The following is an 18,493-nucleotide window of genomic DNA, read 5'->3' on the forward strand; positions in this document are numbered from 1 at the left end:
AGATTCAGAGCAAACGGGCGTGTTGCAGCACTGGCATGGTACGTTTCAATTCATCGATAAGCCCGGGCTCCATCTTCGCCAATACGGTGCCGCGCCCGGACTCTTTGCTCGCCAGCACCCGACCCCAGGGGTCGATCACCATGCTGTGACCCCAGGTCTGGCGCCCCGTTTCGTGAGTGCCCCCCTGATTGGCAGCGACTACGTAGCACTGGTTTTCGATGGCGCGAGCCCGCAGCAGCGGCTCCCAGTGCGCTTCACCGGTCACGGCGGTAAAGGCGGCAGGCACCAGCAACACGCGGGCACCGGCACGGACCAACTGGCGGTAGAGCTCGGGAAAGCGCAAATCATAACAGATCGAAAGGCCAAGAGGACCAAAGGGGGAGTCTACCAGCACAGGCGACTCGCCGGGGCTGAAGGTCTCCGACTCACGGTAGCGACTGTGATTGTCCGCCACATCCACGTCGAACAGGTGGATCTTGTGGTAGTGGCCCCTGAGCTCACCGCTGGGGTCAAACACCAGCGAGCTGGTGTGGATATGGTCGGAACCTGCGATGGTGGTCGGCATTCTTGTCGGCATAGCCCCGGCCACCAGCCAGATGCCGTAATCGCGGGCCCATTCAGCCAGTTGCTGCTGGATCGGGCCCTCACCTATGGTCTCGGCCCCATCCAGATAACCCTGCCGTTCGCCAAACAGGGCAAAGTTCTCCGGCAACAGCACCAGCAGCGGCCGCTCTTTGGGCAAGGCCGCCAGCTCGGCGGCGATCTGCTCCCGGTTATCCTGCCAGTGACGGCCAGATACTAGCTGTATTGCGGCTAACCACATGACGTTCTCCTTGTCCGCCTTAATCGCGATCCACAATATTCGGGTCTTTATCCATTTCTGCCAGCAACTTGCGAAGATGATGCCTGACCAATCCCCGCTGCCCCCGCTCCGCCCATTTGAGGCAATCGAACAACTCCCACACCAGCCCATCCCCTTCAGCCATATAGGCAGGAAAGTCCCAATGGCTTGGGGCAGGGCCAGAAACCTCAAGCGCACCAAGGGAGGACGTTTTATCGAACAGTGGCAAGTAAGGTTTGGCAAGGGGGAACTCAACCCCCCCGATCAAGGATATGGATCTCGATACTGGACATATCGAGAAAAATAAACCGCCAGTAAGAGGCCGTATCGTCATGACTACCTTGCCAGCAGTGAAAAACGGGCCGCTCCCCCACAATGGCGCGCACCAGTTCATCTCCCTGCTTATGGAAGCCCGGCTCGGCCAGCAGCAAGAGATCGACATCGGATACCCGGTCTGCTTTGCCCTTTGCAAGCGACCCGACTACTACCCCGGCATCAATGGCAGGATGGGTCGCGCCATGTTCAATAACCGACTCCAGTAGTGCGCGCTGCAATGGCAGGATGGTAGACCTGCGCTCATCCACCATCATAACGGCCCCTCTGGCACAACCCGATCCCCCGCCTGCAGGGTGTAATCCAGCACTATGATGCGCGCCAGCACCGGACGGAAGATGGCCTTGAGGGCATCGTGATCAGGATGGGGCAGATAGCGCTGGCGGGCCGCTTCATCGGCGAAGGTCATCAGCACGCAGTGGGTAAAGCCATCATCCCTCCCCTCCGGGCTATCATTCTCCCCCCACTCCACGGCGGTCACGCCGCTGACCTGATGGGGAATGGCGAGAAAGGCGGTACGCACCGCGTCTATCTGGGCAGGCAAGGTGCCCGGCTTGAAGGCGACCAGCAGGATATGTCGGATCATGGCTCACTCCTTGTGATGGTGCCGGGCCGCTCGCTCAGCGCTGAGCAGGCCCCGCGTGTTTGGGGCTCAGCAGGAAAGGGGTCACCTCTTGGGTCGGCAGGCTGGGGGCAACGGCATCAACCGCCTCTTTCTGCTGCTGATTGAGCTTGATGCGCGCCCGATCTCGCCCCGCCTCGACCAGTTTGGGGTCGTCGAGGGGGCCCGAGATGCGAAAATCGATGCGGGTTACCACATCCACCACAGGCTCCAGCAACTTGGAGAGGGCCAGCACATAGAGACCCGTGACCGGCGTGATGGAGAAGGCCGCCACCACCGGCAGGGTGCCCCCCAGATTGGGGGAGAAACTCAGATCAAAGTCGAGCCGCCAGCGCACCAGGTCGGCGATCCCCTCGCCGCGCAGGTTACCAGCTGCCCCCTTCATATAGAAGTCATCATTCTTGACCTGCCCCTGCTTGATGGTGGCCGAGGCGGACATGGATTCGAAGTAGAAGCCCTTGTCGAACACATCACGAAAATCGAGCCGCAGCTTGCGCAACAGGGAGTCGAGACTGAGCAAGGAGAGCAGGCGCGCCCCCTTGTCATTAACCTCCCGCAATGTACCACTCTCCAGTTGATAGTTGGCACTGCCCGCCAGGGTCGGCAGGCTCGGGCGGTAAGGCACATCCTGCCAGTTCAGGTCGAAGGAGAACGAGCCGGGGGCATCGCCGATGGGGGAGGTGTAGCCGAGCCGCTTGAGCAGCAGCTCGCTGTTGTTGCTGGTCAGCTTGCCACGAGCCCGGGTCTGCATCCGGTGGCCATCGGCCTGCCAGTCAAGGCGGCCTGTGAACTGACTGCCAGCCAGTCGCATATCCAACCCCTTGAGGATCACCTTGTTGGCGCCGGGCAGCAGCTCCCCTTTCACTTCACCGAGCGGCAGCTCGCCAAAACGGCAATCGACGCAGCTAAACGTCAGCCAGGGAATGGAGGCCATGATGGCGTTATCCTGCTTGGCATCGGGATCCGGGCTGAGATCCGAACTCTTGCCGGACCAATAGATGCGGGCAAACTTGGCATCCACCGGGCGATTGGCCACTGCAGGCAGGCGGATCACCCCCATCACATCGGGGCTATCGATCATCACCTCGGTCGCCTGCTTGGTTGGCCCCACGGTAAAGCGCGCCGCCTTGAGGGTGGCACTGCCGATATAGGCGCGAGCCAGCTGACCATCCACCCACCACTCCTGCGGCAGGAAGGCAGGACCGACCACCGCATTACCGGTCTGATTCTGCGCCGGCAGCCACTTCTTGAGCTGCGCCAACCAACCGCCCACATCGGCCTCCTGCTGGTTGATGGCAAGCAGCATGGGGGCATCGCGCAGCACCCGGGCACCCGGCTGACCCACATTGACCCGCACCCGACTGAGATAGGGCACCCCCTCGCCGTAGACCAGTCGGGTCTGCATATCCACATCAGCCCCCAGCACGGCGCGAATGTCAGCGCTGCCATCCCGGCCACGGGCGATCACCTTGAGCGGCAGCCGGCTGGCACTGCTCTTGGCCAGCGGCAGCGGCAGATCCAGCCCCATCCCCTGGAGGTTGGAGTCGAGCGCCAGCTGGAAGCTGAATGGCTTGCTCTCAGGCAGGGTCAGCCCCAGCTTACCGCCCCAGTTGCTGCGGCCGTTGAGGATCTCGAGCAGCGGGATGTCACGGCGCTGGCGGCGGCTATCCCACTGCCCCTTGAAATCGAGGTCGACCTGATAGCGATCCGGATGCTGACGCCCCTGATAGTCGAGGGTCAGCGGCTGGTTCCACAGGCTCGCCTTGAGGTTGCTGAAACGAGTCTGTTCGTTGTCATATTCAAGGCGCCCCTGCACCTTCTCCAGCGGCAGATCCAGACTGGCGACCCGCACCTTGTTGTTGCTGAAGGTGGCATCGCCGCTCGCCTTTACCTCGCTCTCGCCATCGAGCGGGATATCGAGCTTGACCGAACCGGCCATCGGGCCGCGGATCTCGATCTCCCGCAGCGCCTGGCCGACCGAACCGCCGAGCGGAGAGTCCTGCAGGTAGTCGCTGATAGCCTTGCCCTCCCCCTGCACCTTGGCATCCACATAGAGGTGGGCACCGGGGGAGAGATCCGGGATCCAGGCATGCACCGAGTCGGAGCTCGCCTTGCCCAGTTTGGTGGATCGGCTGCGCATATCGAGGCTGGCATTCTGGAACAAGAGATCGATCTGCAGCTCGGTAAGCGGTTGCCAACCGGGGAAGAATTCGTAGGTAGCTTGCTCCAGCGGCACCGCCACCTGGAAGATACCCTTGCCGTTGTCGTAGGGGAAATCCCGAAACTCCCCATACCAGAGCAGGTCGGCCCCCTTGGCCTGGCCCCCCTTGATGGCGCCGCTCAGATATTCGACCAGCTCCTCGTCCATCGCCTGCAGCGGGAAGTAGCGATCCGCATGGCCCGCATTTTTCACATCGATGCGACCGGTCAGGGCCAGGAAGGGGTGCTCGAACAGATCGAGGCGAAAACGGCTGGCCAGGGTCAGATCCGGGTTATCCAGCGCAATATCCTGGCCGTAGAGCACCCAGCCTTGCGGCTCACGCCACCAGTCGAGGCGGGCCGAGAAGCGGTCGACCGGGATCGGCATCTTGAAGTGACGGGCGGGATCCACCTTGTCATTCGCCAGTGCCAATCTGGCGCTACCGCCGGTCGGGGTAAGCCAGAACTCGCCGTTGAGATCCTCCATCCCGGGTATATCCTGCCAGGCCGTGAGTCGCACCTTGCTGAAGCTGCCGCTGAGGGAGAGATCCTGCCAGTCGGCGCTGGCCAGCAGCGTCAGATCCTGCACTGACCCCTGCGGATTGGTCTGACGCAGGCTCTCGCTGAGTGTGGGGTAGAGCGCCGAGACCAGCTGACTGATCTGGGCAATCTTGTCGAACTCTATGCTGGGCAGATAGCCCTGCACCCGCTCCCCGATCCGTTCCAACTGCAAGCGGCTATGTAGCCAGGGTTTGCCATCCAGCTTGAAGGTGAGATTGTGGCTGGCCAGTTGCCAGTCGGTGCCATCGCGACGCAGCTGGATCTTGCCGCCATCGAGGCCGAAGCGGTGCATCTCCCCTTTCTTGGGATCCTGCCAGGTCAGGTAATTGTTGCCAAACGCCAGCAGGGTATTGCCCAACTTGCCGCTGTCAAACTCGCTCCAGAGCTGGAAGTCGAGCTGACCGGCAACCTTGGGTTCGCCCCCATGGATTTTGGCCAGGGTCGGGGTGATATCGAGCTGGCTGGCCCCCAGATAGAGTTGCCCCTTGAGGCGATCGAGCCGGGTGGTCGGGGCGTCCACATCCACAATCAGATCGATGGCGCTCTCGCCCACTCCGTTGACGAGGTAAGCCTTGCCGACCCCCTGATGGCGCTTGCCACGGTTCTGCCAGCGCAGCTGAGCGATATCGAGTGCCCGCAAGTTGCCAAGCGAGGTAGTGATGTTGAGGCGAGTATCGTGCACATCGAAGGTGGCAAGCTGGGTCAGCAGGAAGCGCAGCAGGGCACCCTGCTGGGGATCCCCTTGCGACTCGCTGCTATTGGCGGGCTGGCTGAAATCGAGGGTAATATCGCCATCGCGGAGGATCAGCTCGCCAAACACCGGCTTGAGCTCGTTGAGAGTGCGCCAGAAGTCGAGATGCACCCAGGCTTTGCCGAGCTGCACGGCAAAACGCCCCGAATCCGGGGCGATGGCGAGTTGCTGCAGTTCGAGGGCGGGCCCGGAGTGTGTCCAGTCCAGTCCCACTTGTGCCACGCTGACCTTGAGTTGTGAATCACCCAGCAGAGTGTGGATCAGACTCTCCCGGTATTGATTCAGCCAAGGGCCGCCAACCCGTACCAGCGTGACCAGCATGGCCAGCAGCACGAAGAAGACCCCAAGGAGCAACCAGCCCCTACTCAGCCAGCGGTAGACCAATTACATCATCACCACGTCGAACTGCTCCTGACCACAGAGAGGTTCACTCACCACCCGGACCTGTTTACCGATAAATACCTCCAGCTCTGCCAGACTATGGGACTCCTCGCCATGAAGGTAGTCGGCCACGGCCGGGGCGGCGTAGACGGTGAACTGATCCGCATCGTAGGCACGATTGACCCGGATGATCTCCCGCAAGATCTCGAAGCAGACCGACTCCACCGTCTTGACCCGACCACGCCCCTTGCACTCGGGACACTCGGAACAGAGCACATGCTCCAGACTCTCGCGGGTGCGCTTGCGAGTCATCTCCACCAGACCGAGTTGGGAGAAACCGTTGACACTGGTCTTGGCTCTGTCCTTCGACAACGCCTGCTCCAGGCTGTGCAGCACCCGCCGACGGTGATCTTCCGACTGCATATCGATGAAATCGATGATGATGATGCCGCCGAGGTTGCGCAGGCGCAGATGGCGGGCAATGGCCGCCGTCGCCTCGACGTTGGTGTTGAAGATGGTCTCTTCCAGATTGCGATGGCCAACGAAGGCGCCGGTGTTGATATCCACCGTGGTCATGGCTTCGGTCTGGTCGATGATGAGATAACCGCCGGATTTCAGCTCTACCTTGCGCTCCAGCGCACGCTGGATCTCGTTCTCCACGTCGTAGAGATCGAAGATCGGCGACTCACCGGGATAGTACTCCAGCTTGCTGGCCAGTTCGGGTACGTACTCCCCGGTGAAGCGCTTGAGCTGATCGAAGCTCTGGCGTGAATCGACCCGGATTTTATCGAGCTCGGTGCCGACAAAATCGCGCACCACCCGAAAGGCCAGACTGGGATCCTCGTAGAGGATCTTGCAGGGAGGATACTTCTGTTTGCGCTCGAGGATCTTGCGCCACAGGCGCTTCAAGAAGGCGGCATCCTGTTCCAGCTCAAGCTCCCCTACCCCTTCGGCAGCGGTACGAATGATGTAGCCACCCAGCTCGTCCACATAACCGGCCACGGTGCGCTTGAGGCGCTCCCGCTCCGCTTCGGACTCGATGCGCTGGGAAACACCCACGTGGGCACTGCCCGGCATAAACACCAGATAGCGGGATGGCAAGGTGATATCGGTAGTAAGACGGGCCCCCTTGGTACCCAGCGGATCTTTCACCACCTGCACCATGATGTCCTGCCCCTGACGCACCAGCTCGGCGATGTTGCCAACCTGAAACTGCTCCTTCTCCTTCACCGCCACACACTCGGTGTGGGGCACGATATCTGAGGCGTGTAAAAAGGCGGCCTTGTCCATGCCAATATCGACGAATGCAGCCTGCATGCCGGGCAGCACCCGACTGATCTTGCCTTTGTAGATGTTGCCGACGATGCCGCGCTTGGCCTGACGCTCTACATGCACTTCCTGCAGCAGACCGTTTTCGACCAGGGCAACCCGGGTTTCGGAGGGGGTAACGTTAACCAGCAGTTCTACCGACATAACTGACCTTGCCTGTTCCAGTTTTGAATTCTTATACAGCCAATCTGGTACAACGCGCGCAAGGAATAACGCAGCAGAGCACAGCTGACGGAAAATTACTTATGTTGTTCCAGATGATGTTTGATCAACAGGTCTGTCTCCAGCAGGGGCAGGCCAACCACGGCGCTATAGCTCCCCTCGATACGGCTGACAAACTTGCCGGCAATGCCCTGAATGCCATACGCCCCGGCCTTGTCACAGGGCTCACCGGTCTGCCAATAGGCTTCGATTTCGGCCTCGTCCAGCTTGCGAAACGCCACGTTGGTGGTGACCAGGCGGACGTCACAACGATCCTTGCTGGCCAGCGCCACCGCCGTCATCACCTGATGCACCTTGCCGGAGAGCGCTTCGAGCATATCTTTGGCATCCAGCAGATCGGACGGTTTTTCCAGCACCCGGTCCCCCAGCACCACTATGGTGTCAGCCCCCAGCACCGGCAGCGCCATCGGCGCACAGGCCTGGCCTGCCATCGCCTTGTCGCGGGCCAACCGGCAGACATAATCCTGCGCCTTTTCACCCTCTTCCCGCTGCTCGGGCACATCCAGTTTCAGCACCTCGAAGCGGTAGCCAAGCTGGGTCAGCAATTCACGGCGACGGGGAGAGGCCGAGGCGAGATAGAGTTGCAGTTCGTTGTTTGTGTTCATATTTACCTGATATTGAAGCGGCGCCGCACCTTGCGCAACACCAGAAACACCCAGGGCCATATTAACATCGTCGTCAACATCGACCAAAAGTAGGAGAAGTTGAGACTGGCCTGGCTGAACAGGTGCTCGGCCCAGAATATCGTCATTTTGCCCACCAGCGCGAGACCACCGATGATCAGTGCCTGCTGCCAGAGAGAGAAGTTGCGGATCTTCTGGAACTGGAAGGCAGCCAGATAGGTGGTAATGGCCATCGCCATCGCTCGCACTCCCAGAGTGCTGCCGAGCAGCACATCCAGCAGCAGGCCCGCCACCCAGGCGGTGCCGACGTTGGCCCGGTGTGGCAAGGCCAGCGCCCAGTAGATTAGCACCATGGCCAGCCAGTCCGGACGGAACGGCTCAAATTGAAAGGGGAGCGGCAAGATCGAGAGACTGAGCGCGAGCAGGATCGAGAGCCAGATCCAGATCCTGCCGTTAGCGGGTTCCAACATCAGCGGGTGGCTCCAGCGGCAGACGCGACGGGCACCGCCCGTTCACCATCCTCATCATGCACTTCAGGTTTCTTGTCGGTCCACAGCAGCAGCAGATAGCGCAACCTGTCCAGCTCCACCAGCGGCTTGGCCTCGATCTGGGCGAAGGGCTTACCCTCCACATAATCGGAGCGAGTCACTGTCGCCACCGGATAGCCTTCCGGAAAGCGGCCACCCAGCCCTGAAGTGACCAGCAGATCTCCCACCTGAATATCGGTATTGCGCGGCAGGTTGCGCAGCTCCAGCTTGTCGAGCTCGCCACTACCGGAAGCGATGGCGCGCAAGTCGTTGCGCAGCACCCGCACCGGAATGCCGTGGCTGGAGTCGGTGATCAACAGCACCCGACTGGTAGTGGAGCCCACGTGCAGCACCTGACCAATCACCCCCTGATCGTTGATCACCGCCTGACCGTTATAGACGCCATCCAGCGCACCCTTGTTGATCAACACCTGATGACTGAAGGGGTCGGAATCCACCGACAGCAGCTCGGCCACCATCTTGCGGGACTCCTTGTGCACCGGCGAGCCTAACAGCTCACGCAGCCGCTGGTTCTCGTGCTCCAGATGATCCATCTTGAGCAGACGGGAACGCAGAGTAAACAGCTGCTGCTCCTGCTGCTTGGTCTGCTCGATAAGACCGGCGCGGGTCTGAACCTGGGTCGACATGGTGTCAAGCAGGGTACCGGGCGCATTGGCCAGGTATTGCAGGGGGCTGACTAACGAACTGAGGTAGACGCGGGCATGGGCAAACACACCGAAGCGGGAGTCCGCGACGATGGCTGCGATGGAGATGATGACGGCGAGAAACAACCGTAACTGAAGCGAAGGGCCTCTACCAAAAATGGGTTTCATGGGTCGTCAAAAAAGAGCCGGCACGCTGGCCGGCTTTGGGTCTTATTCGTAGTGGAACAGATCGCCACCGTGCATATCAATCAGCTCCAGCGCCTTGCCGCCGCCACGGGCCACACAGGTGAGGGGATCTTCTGCAACGACGACAGGGATACCGGTCTCTTCCATCAGCAGACGGTCGATATCTTTCAGCAGGGCACCACCACCGGTCAGCACCATGCCGCGCTCGGAGATGTCGGAAGCCAGCTCGGGCGGAGACTGCTCCAGCGCCACCATGACGGCTGCCACGATACCGGACAGCGGCTCTTGCAGCGCTTCCAGGATCTCGTTGGAGTTGAGAGTGAAACTGCGCGGCACACCTTCAGCCAGGTTACGACCACGGACTTCGATCTCGCGCACCTCTTCGCCCGGATAGGCGGAGCCGATCTCGTGCTTGATGCGCTCGGCAGTCGCTTCACCGATCAGGCTGCCGTAGTTGCGACGGACGTAGCTGATGATCGCTTCGTCAAACTTGTCGCCACCGATACGGACGGACTGGGAGTAGACCACACCGTTCAGGGAGATGATGGCCACTTCAGTGGTACCACCACCGATATCAACCACCATGGAGCCAGTCGCTTCGGAGACCGGCAGGCCGGCACCGATGGCAGCAGCCATAGGCTCGTCGATCAGGTAGACCTCACGGGCACCAGCACCCAGTGCGGACTCCTTGATGGCGCGACGCTCAACCTGGGTGGAACCGCACGGTACACACACCAGTACACGCGGGCTGGGGCGGAAATAGTTGTTGTCGTGAACCTGCTTGATGAAGTGCTGCAGCATCTTCTCGGTCACGTAGAAATCGGCGATCACGCCATCTTTCATCGGGCGGATGGCGGAAATGTTGCCCGGGGTACGGCCCAGCATCTGCTTGGCGGCATGACCGACAGCAGCGACCGATTTGGCGTTCCCGCGCTCTTGGCGAATGGCGACAACTGAGGGTTCGTTAAGGACGATCCCTTGATCTTTTACATAGATCAGGGTGTTGGCAGTTCCCAAATCGATCGACAGATCGTTGGAAAAGACGCCTCTGAGCTTTTTGAACATGGCTACGGGAAATCCTAAGAATTTGGAGGTGCAGAAAACCGGCTAACTTTACCAATGCATACCCCAATGGGCAAGCGCTCAAACTGTCACCAATCAATCAAGCGCGACAAAAATGCGAGTCATCACTCACTCGCACACACTTGCAAACGCTAACAAACAAGGATTTAGGGGGATGCTGTTGGGTCGTCCCCCCTGTCACATTATTCAATGCATTACTTCGCGCCGATAAATAATTCTGTCATTACCCCGGCTGGAGCCGAAAATGGCCTCACCTTGCAGGTTGCCGTCATTGGCACTGGACGGATCCGACAACCAGACAGGTCGGGATGGCTGCTTGGACAAATCAACCTTGTAGGGAATGCGAACCGAGATCTCCGGCTTGGCAAAATGGAACAGGATCTCGCCATCGGTTGCCTGCGCTGCAACGCCTCCCGGCACCGGGCTGCCCAACCCCAGCCTGATCTTGCGACCGCCCCCCAACTCGAGATCACGGCTAGCCCCGTCAAAGGTCTGACCCGGATTGAGGAAATTGATCCCCTGATTGGCCAGCGACAGCTGGGTACATTGATCCTCTCTGTTAGGTAGCCAGTTGCCCCCTTCGTAATATTGCATCCGTTGTGAAATGGCCAGCGACGCCGAGGCAACACCGGCCTCAGTCCCTGCCAGCAAGCGGCCGTAATAAGCCGTCATGGTGCTATCCCCCCGCGTAGGAATCGTCAACTGCTTGGCATTGCAGTTGACCCCCTTGGTACAACCATGCTTGATGCCAGGATTCAGGTCGGCGTCAACTATGAAGCTGACGGAAGGTGACTCCCCATCCTCCACCAGCAGACCAAACCGCAACGACTTGAAGGGCTCTTCTGGTGCAGTCAGGCCAGGATCGCGCTCAGAAAGCCGGGCAAAGCGACTTTGGCTGTCAATATCAGCTTCACCTAATATCCAATTTGACGCCATAGTCCCCACTCGACCCGTGCGATCAACCCCATCATGATCATTGCCTGCAACCAGATAGAGCCGCCCCTTAGCAAACTCTCCGCCATAGTTCCGGGTCACCCCAGCGTTCTTGTTACGAGCCTGCACCGCCATCTTGACCCCGAATGGCTGACTCATATAGCTGAACTGCCCGCAAGCAGGAGTAAGCACCCCGCTCAGCAAATTGAAATCCCAAGGCACAAAGCGCCCCACTGGCTGGCTCTGGGCCGATGGAATGGTGTAATTGAAGTAGCCGTTGGCTGGCGGGGTCGCCGTCACTCTGAACACCCCCACCTCGCTGACTGACTGGGTGACCTTATTGATATTGTTGCTGCCCATCCCGTTAGAGTGGTTATAGCTCGCCGTACCGACCTGCGCATTTTGCCCAGGAATCGGAGCAACCAATTGAGTACCAAGAGCGATGTTAGCCAAAGCAAAGTTGGGCGTAGTCTGATTTCCTGCGCAGATATCCCCATCATTGGCCGACTCCCAGGCCATCGCCTTGATATCTACCTGAAAAGTCTCCCCCGCTTTCTTGAAGACCGGACAGCTGCTATCACCTGCCGCGCAGACCCCTTGTGGAGGGGTTATACACAAGCCGACCGGGCGCGCCACAAACGTGTCGGACCCCGTCATCACCAGACCCGCCGTCTCACCACTGCCATTATGACTGGCTGAAAGCTGCATCTGACCCGCATCCGGGTAGGTCACTTTTTTCAAGGTCGCCTTACCCTGATTATCGAAAGTCAGGTTAAGGGTGGTTGGCGTTGGCGAAGGCGCACTCGCGGCATAGGTAGCGATAGCATTGCCATCGATGGAAATCTTGCTACCAAAGCTATTGGTAGTTGGATTGTTGTAGGTGCCCCAAAAACCGACCGACCTTACCCCGGTAAATCCCGGCACACACTGCTTGGTAATGTCGTCTTTTTTGACCGCACTGATAGTCACATCCTGAGGCTGATTGGAGTAGGTATCAGGCACATCGAAGATAAATCCGCTGTCGGCAAAGGTGAGGGTGCAGGCAGCTGCACTCTTGGCGCCCCCCCCAATCCGGCACAGGGTGGTACTCAAGGGTTTGGTCGAAGGCGTTGAACCGCTGACCCCAACGGTCACCGTGCCGGCGGTATTCTGTCGCAGCGCCAGCGTGGTGGTTCCTCCGCTGAAGCTCACTTGATTACCCCCCACCCAACCACCGCTGGCACTCGTTGCGGGTTGCAGGGTGGCAGTCACGGGTTCGGTCACCAACAGGCTACAGTCGGCATTGGCACAGGCCCGAATGGTCAGGGTTTCAGGGTTGCAGGTCAGCGCATTGCCGCTGTGATCGAATTCGAAATGATCGATCTGGGTGCCCACAGGACTGGAACGCAGCGCACAGATCCGCACGTTGTCGATCTCGTGGAAGTTGGTCACCGAACCGGTGGAGCCGGTCAGCGACAGCAGGAAGTTGGCCGGCACCGCTGCCTGACCGGCATGGCTCGTCATGTTGATGGGGCCAACGAGAGTGCGAAACCCGGTGCCGCTATCCCGTTCGACGGTGGCCAGCGAGCTGCCCGCCGTGCGGGAGTCGACTGTGATGCGATAGCGGTGGGGGCGATTGCTGTTGGTGCCGCTGTCGACGGTCGGGTTGAGATTGCTGGCGGTCCCGGCCAGGTAACGGTAACCGGAGGTGCCGGAACCGGATCCGCGAATGGAGACGGCCTGTGGCCGGGAGCCGATATTATACGACCCTCCCTCGTTGGCGTAGTTGCCGTATTCGTCGATCCCGACCCCGAGCCAGCCGCCGGCAAACCCGCTGATCCCGGTCTTGAAGCCGTATCCCAGCGGGCCACCAAACGCACCGGGTTGTGGCGTCAGGGTGGCATCCGAGAGCACCACCGCCATGCCATCCGCCCCGCTTCTGCCGGAAGTCTTGTAGGCATATTGATCGAACTCGACCGTCACCAGGTTACTGGCCCCGGGGAAGAGGCGCTGAAAAGTGGCCGAGGTGGCCTGGTCGGTGACGTTCTGGGTAAGGCGTAGACGACCGTTTTGTACCGATGGCAATGTACTGTTGTTGCGCTGCGCCACCACCCAGCTGTCCGGGTTGATCTGGCTGCTGTCAAAACCATCGGCAAAACAGCTCAACATGGGGGGAAGTAGCGCTTCATTGATGCTGGACTGGGCATCCATGGTCAGGTAACGGGCCGTCACCCTGCCATAAACGGTGGCATTGTTGTTCATGGTGAGCTTCCCATCGGCATAGAGATAACCATAAAACGTGGTGCGGTTGTCGATCACCATGTCGTTATAGTTAACCCAGATGAGACTGCCCTGGTTATTGGCGTTGATATTGACCGTATTGACCAGCTTCACATCCTGATTGACGAAGATCCGGGTGGTGCCGCTACCAGAGAGACGGATGGTACCGTTGTCCAGAATCAGCTTGTCGATGAAGTAATCCCCCTCGCCCAGCACCAGGATCGCGTTGTTGCGCACAGTCAGCGTTTTGAACTGGTAGGTATTGCGGCTGGGGAACGTCATGGTGCAATTTTCCACCGCCATGGCACCATATGACGCACTTGAGGCGGTTTGCGTGCCAGAGAAACAGCTTTGACTCGTATTGGACGTAATGGTGGGAAAAGCATTATTTCCGTTCAGGGCCAACCCGCGAACGTCACGGCCGGTGACGGTACAAACCTTGTAGCCGCCAGTACCATCATCGCAGCGCGGCGTATTGTTCTGATCCGGCTGGATGGAACAGAAGTCGAGGGGCTGGCCGCCGGAACCATTGATCTTGGCGTTGTTGAGTTGGCTAAGCTGGTAACCGCTGATCAGATTGCAATTATTGCTGCTGTCACCATGATGGCCCTGCACCACGCCAGGGAAGAGGGAACCGGTGTCGATGGGGTCGAACGCCCAGACATGGCCAGTGAAGAGGGCAAGCGCCCATAACCATTTCATTATCCGCCTCCATCATAAGCGTCGACCATCAGGGTTCGACTCACGGCAAAATCCGGGTTGGCACTGTTAAGGTCGGAGCTGCCACAGGTTCCGACACTCTCGAGCCGGTAGCCCGTGTTGCTCTGGTTGTTATAGGTCACTGGCACCATGACACAGCGAACCACAGCCTGACAGTTACTCAATCCAGGATTGCCGGCAAAGTTCAGCGTGCTGGTTACCGGACAGACCACTGGGGGCGTCGGTTGAGCGATAGTGCGATTGGGGAACAACCGATAGAGAGCCACCTCCAACCCGCTCTGGGCGGCCAGCAGAGCCCGCACGCTGCGCACCTCCACCGTATTTTTCTCGCCGCTATCGACCAGAAAACGGCCCATAGCCGCCGCCAGCAGCGCCATTACCACAATCACAAACAGGGCGATCATCAAGGCGCTGCCTCGCATCCGTCCGAGAGCCTGTGGATCAGGGCACATTGAACACCTCTATCTTGTGGTTGAAGGTGACCGACTCCCCCTGGCGCTCGAACACAAAGCGCATACCAAACTCCCCTTCGGCGTTAAACGCCGAGGTTTCCCGATAGAAGGTGCCAATACGCAGGGAATCTGCCATCAATACACCCTGTGCAGGTAAGGATGCACCAATGGGTGCGCTAGCGCGGGTCAGCGTGTTTCCTGCCACACAGTAACGTACCTGCTGGTTGGCAAAGTAGACCCGGCTGCCCGGAGAGAGGCCAGCCAGGCTCTCGGCACTGGTATAGCGGATGGTTTGCGCGCCGGATACGGGCGTCAGCACATCCGTAACCTTGGCTACACAGCGGCCATAATCGCAGCCTGCCGTGAGCGAACCACTGTTTTTGTCCGGCACAGGGAAGACGATCAGCTGATCATCTTTTTTCACGGCATTGGCATCCATATCCAGTGGATTGGCGGCAGAAGCCGGGGTCGCCATCACCAGCTCCAGTGAGGATGAACTACCAGACGCCGGGCGATTGAGGGCAAGATAGCGGCTGGAGGTGCTGATGGGCCAGAACCGCAGACAGACACCAGAGTCAACCCAGGCACCATCTATGGTTTCGATCCGCTCGGATCCTGGCACCGCATCACGCAGTTCGCGGTTAAGCCGCTCCATGGCGAAGCGGGCATCGCTCATCAGCTGCTCGCGGCTGCTGGCATCGCCGTAGATCTGGCTGCCGATACCGATAAACTGGCTGGTAAAGGTCGCCATAATCCCGAGCAGCAGGATCACCATCACCAGCTCGACCAGGGTAAAACCCCGGGTACGCGGTAGGTTGGCGCTGAGCCTGCGAAGCCCAACACCGAAATTCTGAGTTGGCACAGACTTGCCCATCAGTAGTTCCCCCGATAAAAGGAGAAGTCGAGCACGCTCCCATCCGGCAGCTTCACCTGCAACAGAACTCGCTTGCCGATAGACTCCGCCTTAGGGCCCGGACTACCAAACAGGTCATCCGGCGTCACAGTGATCCTGACCTGATAGTTGCGATACTCATCGTCGTTATTCGTCCCCAAGCTGGTTTGGGTAAACCAGCTGGCACTGCGCCAGTTTCCCGCAGTATCAAAATCATCCACATCGTTATAGGCATAGGGGGCGAGCTCGCCATCGGGGCCATACTGGCTGGGCTGCCAACCCGCAATCACCGGAGCTGGAGGTTGCTGGGTACAGGTCACACCGACAGGGCAGCTGCAATCCCCGTAGAATTGGCCATTGAAGGTCTCGCCACAGCGATAACGGCCACCATTATGATCCGACTGTTCATCAAACGACTTCTGCAAGATCTCGCCGGCGAGGCGCTGGGCCAGCTGGGCGGCACGCACCTGCTGCACGGGGTCCACCGCCTGCGGTGCCTGATTGATAAGCAATCCCAAGATGCCGGTCAGTGCCACCGCCAGCAGCACTATGCCGACGATCAGCTCAATCAGGGTGAAACCGCGCCTAAGGGATCTCATGGATAAACCCCTCGGATTCAATCTTGATACGGCCACTCTCGCGACCATCGGTGACTTGCAGCTCGCAGCCACCGGTGCAGCTACCGAGCGGGCGGCCCATCTGATCGAAGCGCAGCACGAAGTTGTTGCTGTTATTGAGGGAGATAGACATACCGGCAGAGGAGGTCACCAGCCGACCACGGGTACGCAGATTATCGGTCCAGCCACTGCTCAGATCATCGCTGGCAGGACACACTGCATAAGTACGGTGGGCAAAACGGGGGGAGGCAACCACCAGCTGGGTGCAGCGGTTGGCGGGCTCATGCATATTGACGGTCTGCACCAGCCGCAGCCGGGTCAGCAACTCGTCACGCACGGTTTGAGTTTCAAAGCCGCCTTTGCCCAGCCATTTTGGCACGGCAAAGGCGGCCAGAATCCCGAGTAACAGGATCACCAGTACCAGTTCAATCAGGGTAAAGCCCTTGGTTGCAGGCATGGGTTTTCTCATTAGGGAAAAGATAAAGCGAGGCCGAAGCCTCGCTCGTCATTCAAAGTCTTAGGGCTGCACACACGTACCATTATCAGCACTCAACTTGCCAACGATGGTGGTAGCAGTGGCGGTACTTGTAGCCTGAGTATAAAGAACGCACTTCGCATCTTTTTTCAGGTCGTTGTCAGCTTTGAACTGATACGAGGTACCTGTTGTAGCCTCACTCCCCTTCCAGGAGCCATCGATCGTTACTGCATTTTTAATCCCTGCATCAGTCGCCTTTGGGTAACCATAAGCAGTATCAATCGATGTACCATCAGAGCCGGTCACTGCTGCACTACTGGCACGCTCTTCGCCTTCCAATGCTGATTTGCTATAGACCAGTTGTGCAGAGCTGCTCACCGCGGCTTGCACACCTTGAGCGGCAGACTTCTTGGCATCATCCTGCAGATTCAGGAACTTGGGTGCAGCGGTAACCGCCAGAATACCCAGAATGATGATTACGATAACCAGTTCGATCAGGGTAAAACCCGCCTGTTTTTTCATTTCACTTCCCTCTGTTAATTGATATTGGTAGTCACCTGACCGGACGCCGGACGGTAACTGAAACTCATAAATGCATCAGTCTTGCCTTGCGGATCCTGATACTTGCCATCGCTGCCCTTACTCAAACTATTGACCAGATAGTAACGGCAGACCGAATCCAGCCCATTACTGCTCACAGTGGCATAGTATTTCAGGTCATTGCCGCTACCGCGTACTTCATTGAAGCTGGCGGTAGCCTTGGGCGGGTTTTGCAGCAACCCCTCCCAAATTTTCAGACACCGCGCTGCTGTCAGATTGGCCGGATCCACATCGGGAGTACCGCCAGCAGCGGTATCCATGGGATAGCCGGGCGACAGCTCGCCGTTACGGATCTGGGTCTCGGTCGGGGTAGTCAGATAGAAGCGGCTGCCATCATAAAGCACGGTATTAAGAGCGTCCTGCTTGGCGCGACCTTCCGCCTCCCACTGGGCCCGCACCAGTGAAACGCCGGTAGCAAAACCGCCAGAGACCCCTTCCACGCTGGCCTTTTTCGCTTCGTCAGTCACATCGAGAAAGCGCGGCAGGGCAGTCACCGCCAGGATCCCCAGGATCACGATAACGATCACCAGCTCAATGAGGGAAAAGCCGGCAGCCCGTCTCCTCATCCCATGTTCCGGCATTGTTGGTGCCATTGGTTTCATTGTCATGCTCCCTTCGTAATGGCCCGCATTATTTCATGCAGACCTAAAAAAATCATGTAGTTGACTCACAGCCAGGTGCCAATCAAAGCTTTTTTATCACCCGCCCATCAGAAAACTGATAAACCAGCCAATAACCGTCAAACCCCATCTCGCAACCACTGCCATCGGGGCGGGCCAGAAACTGCAGGGGAGGTATACCGCTCTCCCTCTCCCCCACCAGTGCCAGCCACAACTGACGACAATTTTCTGATGGAGATTGCAGCGGCACCAGCCCCAGAGGCCAACCCCGGGCGTCAAACTGCCACCCCTTGCCGGCGACATGCAGTGTCTGCGGGCGCCGCTCATCGAGCCAGACCCCGTGCAAACGCTGTACCCGCTCGGCAAAGCGTTCCCCCAGCAGGGTGAGTGCAAGCTGTTGCGCCTGCTCCCGGTGCACCTGGTAGCTGCGCACCAGGGTCGCCACAATCACCAGCAGCAGGATCACCACGGCGATCCGCCGGTATCCCGCCAACCAGCGACCATCATGCTCACTCTGTCTGCTCATCCAGCAATCGACTCCATCGCCCTATTGCCTCTTACGATGCTCATCATGTCCCGCCACTCGGGCGTAAAGATATCCA

Annotated in this window: 17 protein-coding genes; all 17 read right to left on the minus strand. The window is 59.1% G+C overall.

The window, feature by feature from the left end; translation table 11 throughout:
* Positions 1–4: 4 nt before the first annotated feature.
* The gene (locus BN1117_RS03670; protein WP_040094905.1) at positions 5–823 is read right to left on the minus strand and encodes a carbon-nitrogen hydrolase family protein; all 819 of its coding nucleotides are present in this window, start codon (positions 821–823) and stop codon (positions 5–7) included.
* A 269-nt stretch (positions 824–1,092) separates the two neighbouring features.
* Positions 1,093–1,431, minus strand: a complete 339-nt coding sequence (locus tag BN1117_RS19800) for a nucleotidyltransferase domain-containing protein (protein WP_244463505.1) — start codon at positions 1,429–1,431, stop codon at positions 1,093–1,095.
* A complete protein-coding gene (locus tag BN1117_RS03680) occupies positions 1,428–1,760 on the minus strand; it encodes a Dabb family protein (protein ID WP_040094906.1) in 333 nt (110 codons plus the stop codon). Before BN1117_RS03680 ends, BN1117_RS19800 begins: the two co-directional genes overlap by 4 nt.
* Before the next feature lie 34 nt (positions 1,761–1,794).
* On the minus strand, positions 1,795–5,691 hold the full coding sequence (locus BN1117_RS03685; protein ID WP_040094907.1) for a YhdP family protein: 3,897 nt from the start codon (positions 5,689–5,691) through the stop codon (positions 1,795–1,797).
* Positions 5,692–7,161: a ribonuclease G gene (gene rng / locus BN1117_RS03690; RefSeq protein WP_040094908.1), complete on the minus strand. Its 1,470-nt coding sequence runs from the start codon at positions 7,159–7,161 to the stop codon at positions 5,692–5,694.
* A 95-nt stretch (positions 7,162–7,256) separates the two neighbouring features.
* Positions 7,257–7,844 (minus strand): Maf family protein, encoded by a 588-nt coding sequence (locus BN1117_RS03695; RefSeq protein WP_040094909.1) that lies wholly within the window; start codon positions 7,842–7,844, stop codon positions 7,257–7,259.
* Between the two features lie 2 nt (positions 7,845–7,846).
* Positions 7,847–8,332 carry a rod shape-determining protein MreD gene (mreD, locus tag BN1117_RS03700; RefSeq protein WP_040094910.1) on the minus strand — a complete coding sequence of 162 codons (486 nt, stop codon included), beginning with the start codon at positions 8,330–8,332 and terminating at the stop codon, positions 7,847–7,849.
* Positions 8,332–9,222: a rod shape-determining protein MreC gene (gene mreC / locus BN1117_RS03705; protein ID WP_040094911.1), complete on the minus strand. Its 891-nt coding sequence runs from the start codon at positions 9,220–9,222 to the stop codon at positions 8,332–8,334. The genes mreD and mreC overlap by 1 nt, the downstream gene beginning before the upstream one ends.
* A gap of 42 nt (positions 9,223–9,264) precedes the next feature.
* The gene (locus tag BN1117_RS03710) at positions 9,265–10,305 is read right to left on the minus strand and encodes a rod shape-determining protein (protein ID WP_005340051.1); all 1,041 of its coding nucleotides are present in this window, start codon (positions 10,303–10,305) and stop codon (positions 9,265–9,267) included.
* A 204-nt stretch (positions 10,306–10,509) separates the two neighbouring features.
* Entirely contained in the window at positions 10,510–14,217 is a 3,708-nt protein-coding gene (locus BN1117_RS03715; RefSeq protein ID WP_040094912.1) for a DUF6701 domain-containing protein, read from the minus strand.
* The gene (locus tag BN1117_RS03720) at positions 14,217–14,639 is read right to left on the minus strand and encodes an MSHA biogenesis protein MshP (protein WP_156129865.1); all 423 of its coding nucleotides are present in this window, start codon (positions 14,637–14,639) and stop codon (positions 14,217–14,219) included. Before BN1117_RS03720 ends, BN1117_RS03715 begins: the two co-directional genes overlap by 1 nt.
* Positions 14,640–14,676: 37 nt before the next feature.
* Positions 14,677–15,561: a prepilin-type N-terminal cleavage/methylation domain-containing protein gene (locus BN1117_RS03725; protein WP_082032544.1), complete on the minus strand. Its 885-nt coding sequence runs from the start codon at positions 15,559–15,561 to the stop codon at positions 14,677–14,679.
* On the minus strand, positions 15,561–16,178 hold the full coding sequence (locus BN1117_RS03730; protein WP_040094914.1) for a prepilin-type N-terminal cleavage/methylation domain-containing protein: 618 nt from the start codon (positions 16,176–16,178) through the stop codon (positions 15,561–15,563). The genes BN1117_RS03725 and BN1117_RS03730 overlap by 1 nt, the downstream gene beginning before the upstream one ends.
* The gene (locus tag BN1117_RS03735) at positions 16,165–16,653 is read right to left on the minus strand and encodes a prepilin-type N-terminal cleavage/methylation domain-containing protein (protein WP_040094915.1); all 489 of its coding nucleotides are present in this window, start codon (positions 16,651–16,653) and stop codon (positions 16,165–16,167) included. The genes BN1117_RS03730 and BN1117_RS03735 overlap by 14 nt, the downstream gene beginning before the upstream one ends.
* A gap of 60 nt (positions 16,654–16,713) precedes the next feature.
* A complete protein-coding gene (locus BN1117_RS03740; protein WP_040094916.1) occupies positions 16,714–17,193 on the minus strand; it encodes a prepilin-type N-terminal cleavage/methylation domain-containing protein in 480 nt (159 codons plus the stop codon).
* Positions 17,194–17,207: 14 nt separating this feature from the next.
* Positions 17,208–17,879 carry a type II secretion system protein gene (locus BN1117_RS03745; RefSeq protein WP_052441403.1) on the minus strand — a complete coding sequence of 224 codons (672 nt, stop codon included), beginning with the start codon at positions 17,877–17,879 and terminating at the stop codon, positions 17,208–17,210.
* A 76-nt stretch (positions 17,880–17,955) separates the two neighbouring features.
* Positions 17,956–18,417, minus strand: coding sequence for a hypothetical protein (locus BN1117_RS03750; protein WP_040094918.1), 462 nt, complete (start codon positions 18,415–18,417; stop codon positions 17,956–17,958).
* Positions 18,418–18,493 lie beyond the last annotated feature (76 nt).

The organism is Aeromonas australiensis (assembly GCF_000819725.1).
In the GTDB taxonomy this organism is placed as follows: domain Bacteria; phylum Pseudomonadota; class Gammaproteobacteria; order Enterobacterales; family Aeromonadaceae; genus Aeromonas; species Aeromonas australiensis.

Bases quoted from the DNA above. Each gene is read 5' to 3' on its own strand.
- BN1117_RS03670 (WP_040094905.1), bottom strand. From the start codon at position 823: ATGTGGTTAGCCGCAATACAGCTAGTATCTGGCCGTCACTGGCAGGAT.
- BN1117_RS19800 (WP_244463505.1), bottom strand. From the start codon at position 1,431: ATGATGGTGGATGAGCGCAGGTCTACCATCCTGCCATTGCAGCGCGCA.
- BN1117_RS03680 (WP_040094906.1), bottom strand. From the start codon at position 1,760: ATGATCCGACATATCCTGCTGGTCGCCTTCAAGCCGGGCACCTTGCCT.
- rng (WP_040094908.1), bottom strand. From the start codon at position 7,161: ATGTCGGTAGAACTGCTGGTTAACGTTACCCCCTCCGAAACCCGGGTT.
- BN1117_RS03695 (WP_040094909.1), bottom strand. From the start codon at position 7,844: ATGAACACAAACAACGAACTGCAACTCTATCTCGCCTCGGCCTCTCCC.
- mreD (WP_040094910.1), bottom strand. From the start codon at position 8,332: ATGTTGGAACCCGCTAACGGCAGGATCTGGATCTGGCTCTCGATCCTG.
- mreC (WP_040094911.1), bottom strand. From the start codon at position 9,222: ATGAAACCCATTTTTGGTAGAGGCCCTTCGCTTCAGTTACGGTTGTTT.
- BN1117_RS03710 (WP_005340051.1), bottom strand. From the start codon at position 10,305: ATGTTCAAAAAGCTCAGAGGCGTCTTTTCCAACGATCTGTCGATCGAT.
- BN1117_RS03715 (WP_040094912.1), bottom strand. From the start codon at position 14,217: ATGAAATGGTTATGGGCGCTTGCCCTCTTCACTGGCCATGTCTGGGCG.
- BN1117_RS03720 (WP_156129865.1), bottom strand. From the start codon at position 14,639: ATGATCGCCCTGTTTGTGATTGTGGTAATGGCGCTGCTGGCGGCGGCT.
- BN1117_RS03725 (WP_082032544.1), bottom strand. From the start codon at position 15,561: ATGGGCAAGTCTGTGCCAACTCAGAATTTCGGTGTTGGGCTTCGCAGG.
- BN1117_RS03730 (WP_040094914.1), bottom strand. From the start codon at position 16,178: ATGAGATCCCTTAGGCGCGGTTTCACCCTGATTGAGCTGATCGTCGGC.
- BN1117_RS03735 (WP_040094915.1), bottom strand. From the start codon at position 16,653: ATGCCTGCAACCAAGGGCTTTACCCTGATTGAACTGGTACTGGTGATC.
- BN1117_RS03740 (WP_040094916.1), bottom strand. From the start codon at position 17,193: ATGAAAAAACAGGCGGGTTTTACCCTGATCGAACTGGTTATCGTAATC.
- BN1117_RS03745 (WP_052441403.1), bottom strand. From the start codon at position 17,879: ATGACAATGAAACCAATGGCACCAACAATGCCGGAACATGGGATGAGG.
- BN1117_RS03750 (WP_040094918.1), bottom strand. From the start codon at position 18,417: ATGAGCAGACAGAGTGAGCATGATGGTCGCTGGTTGGCGGGATACCGG.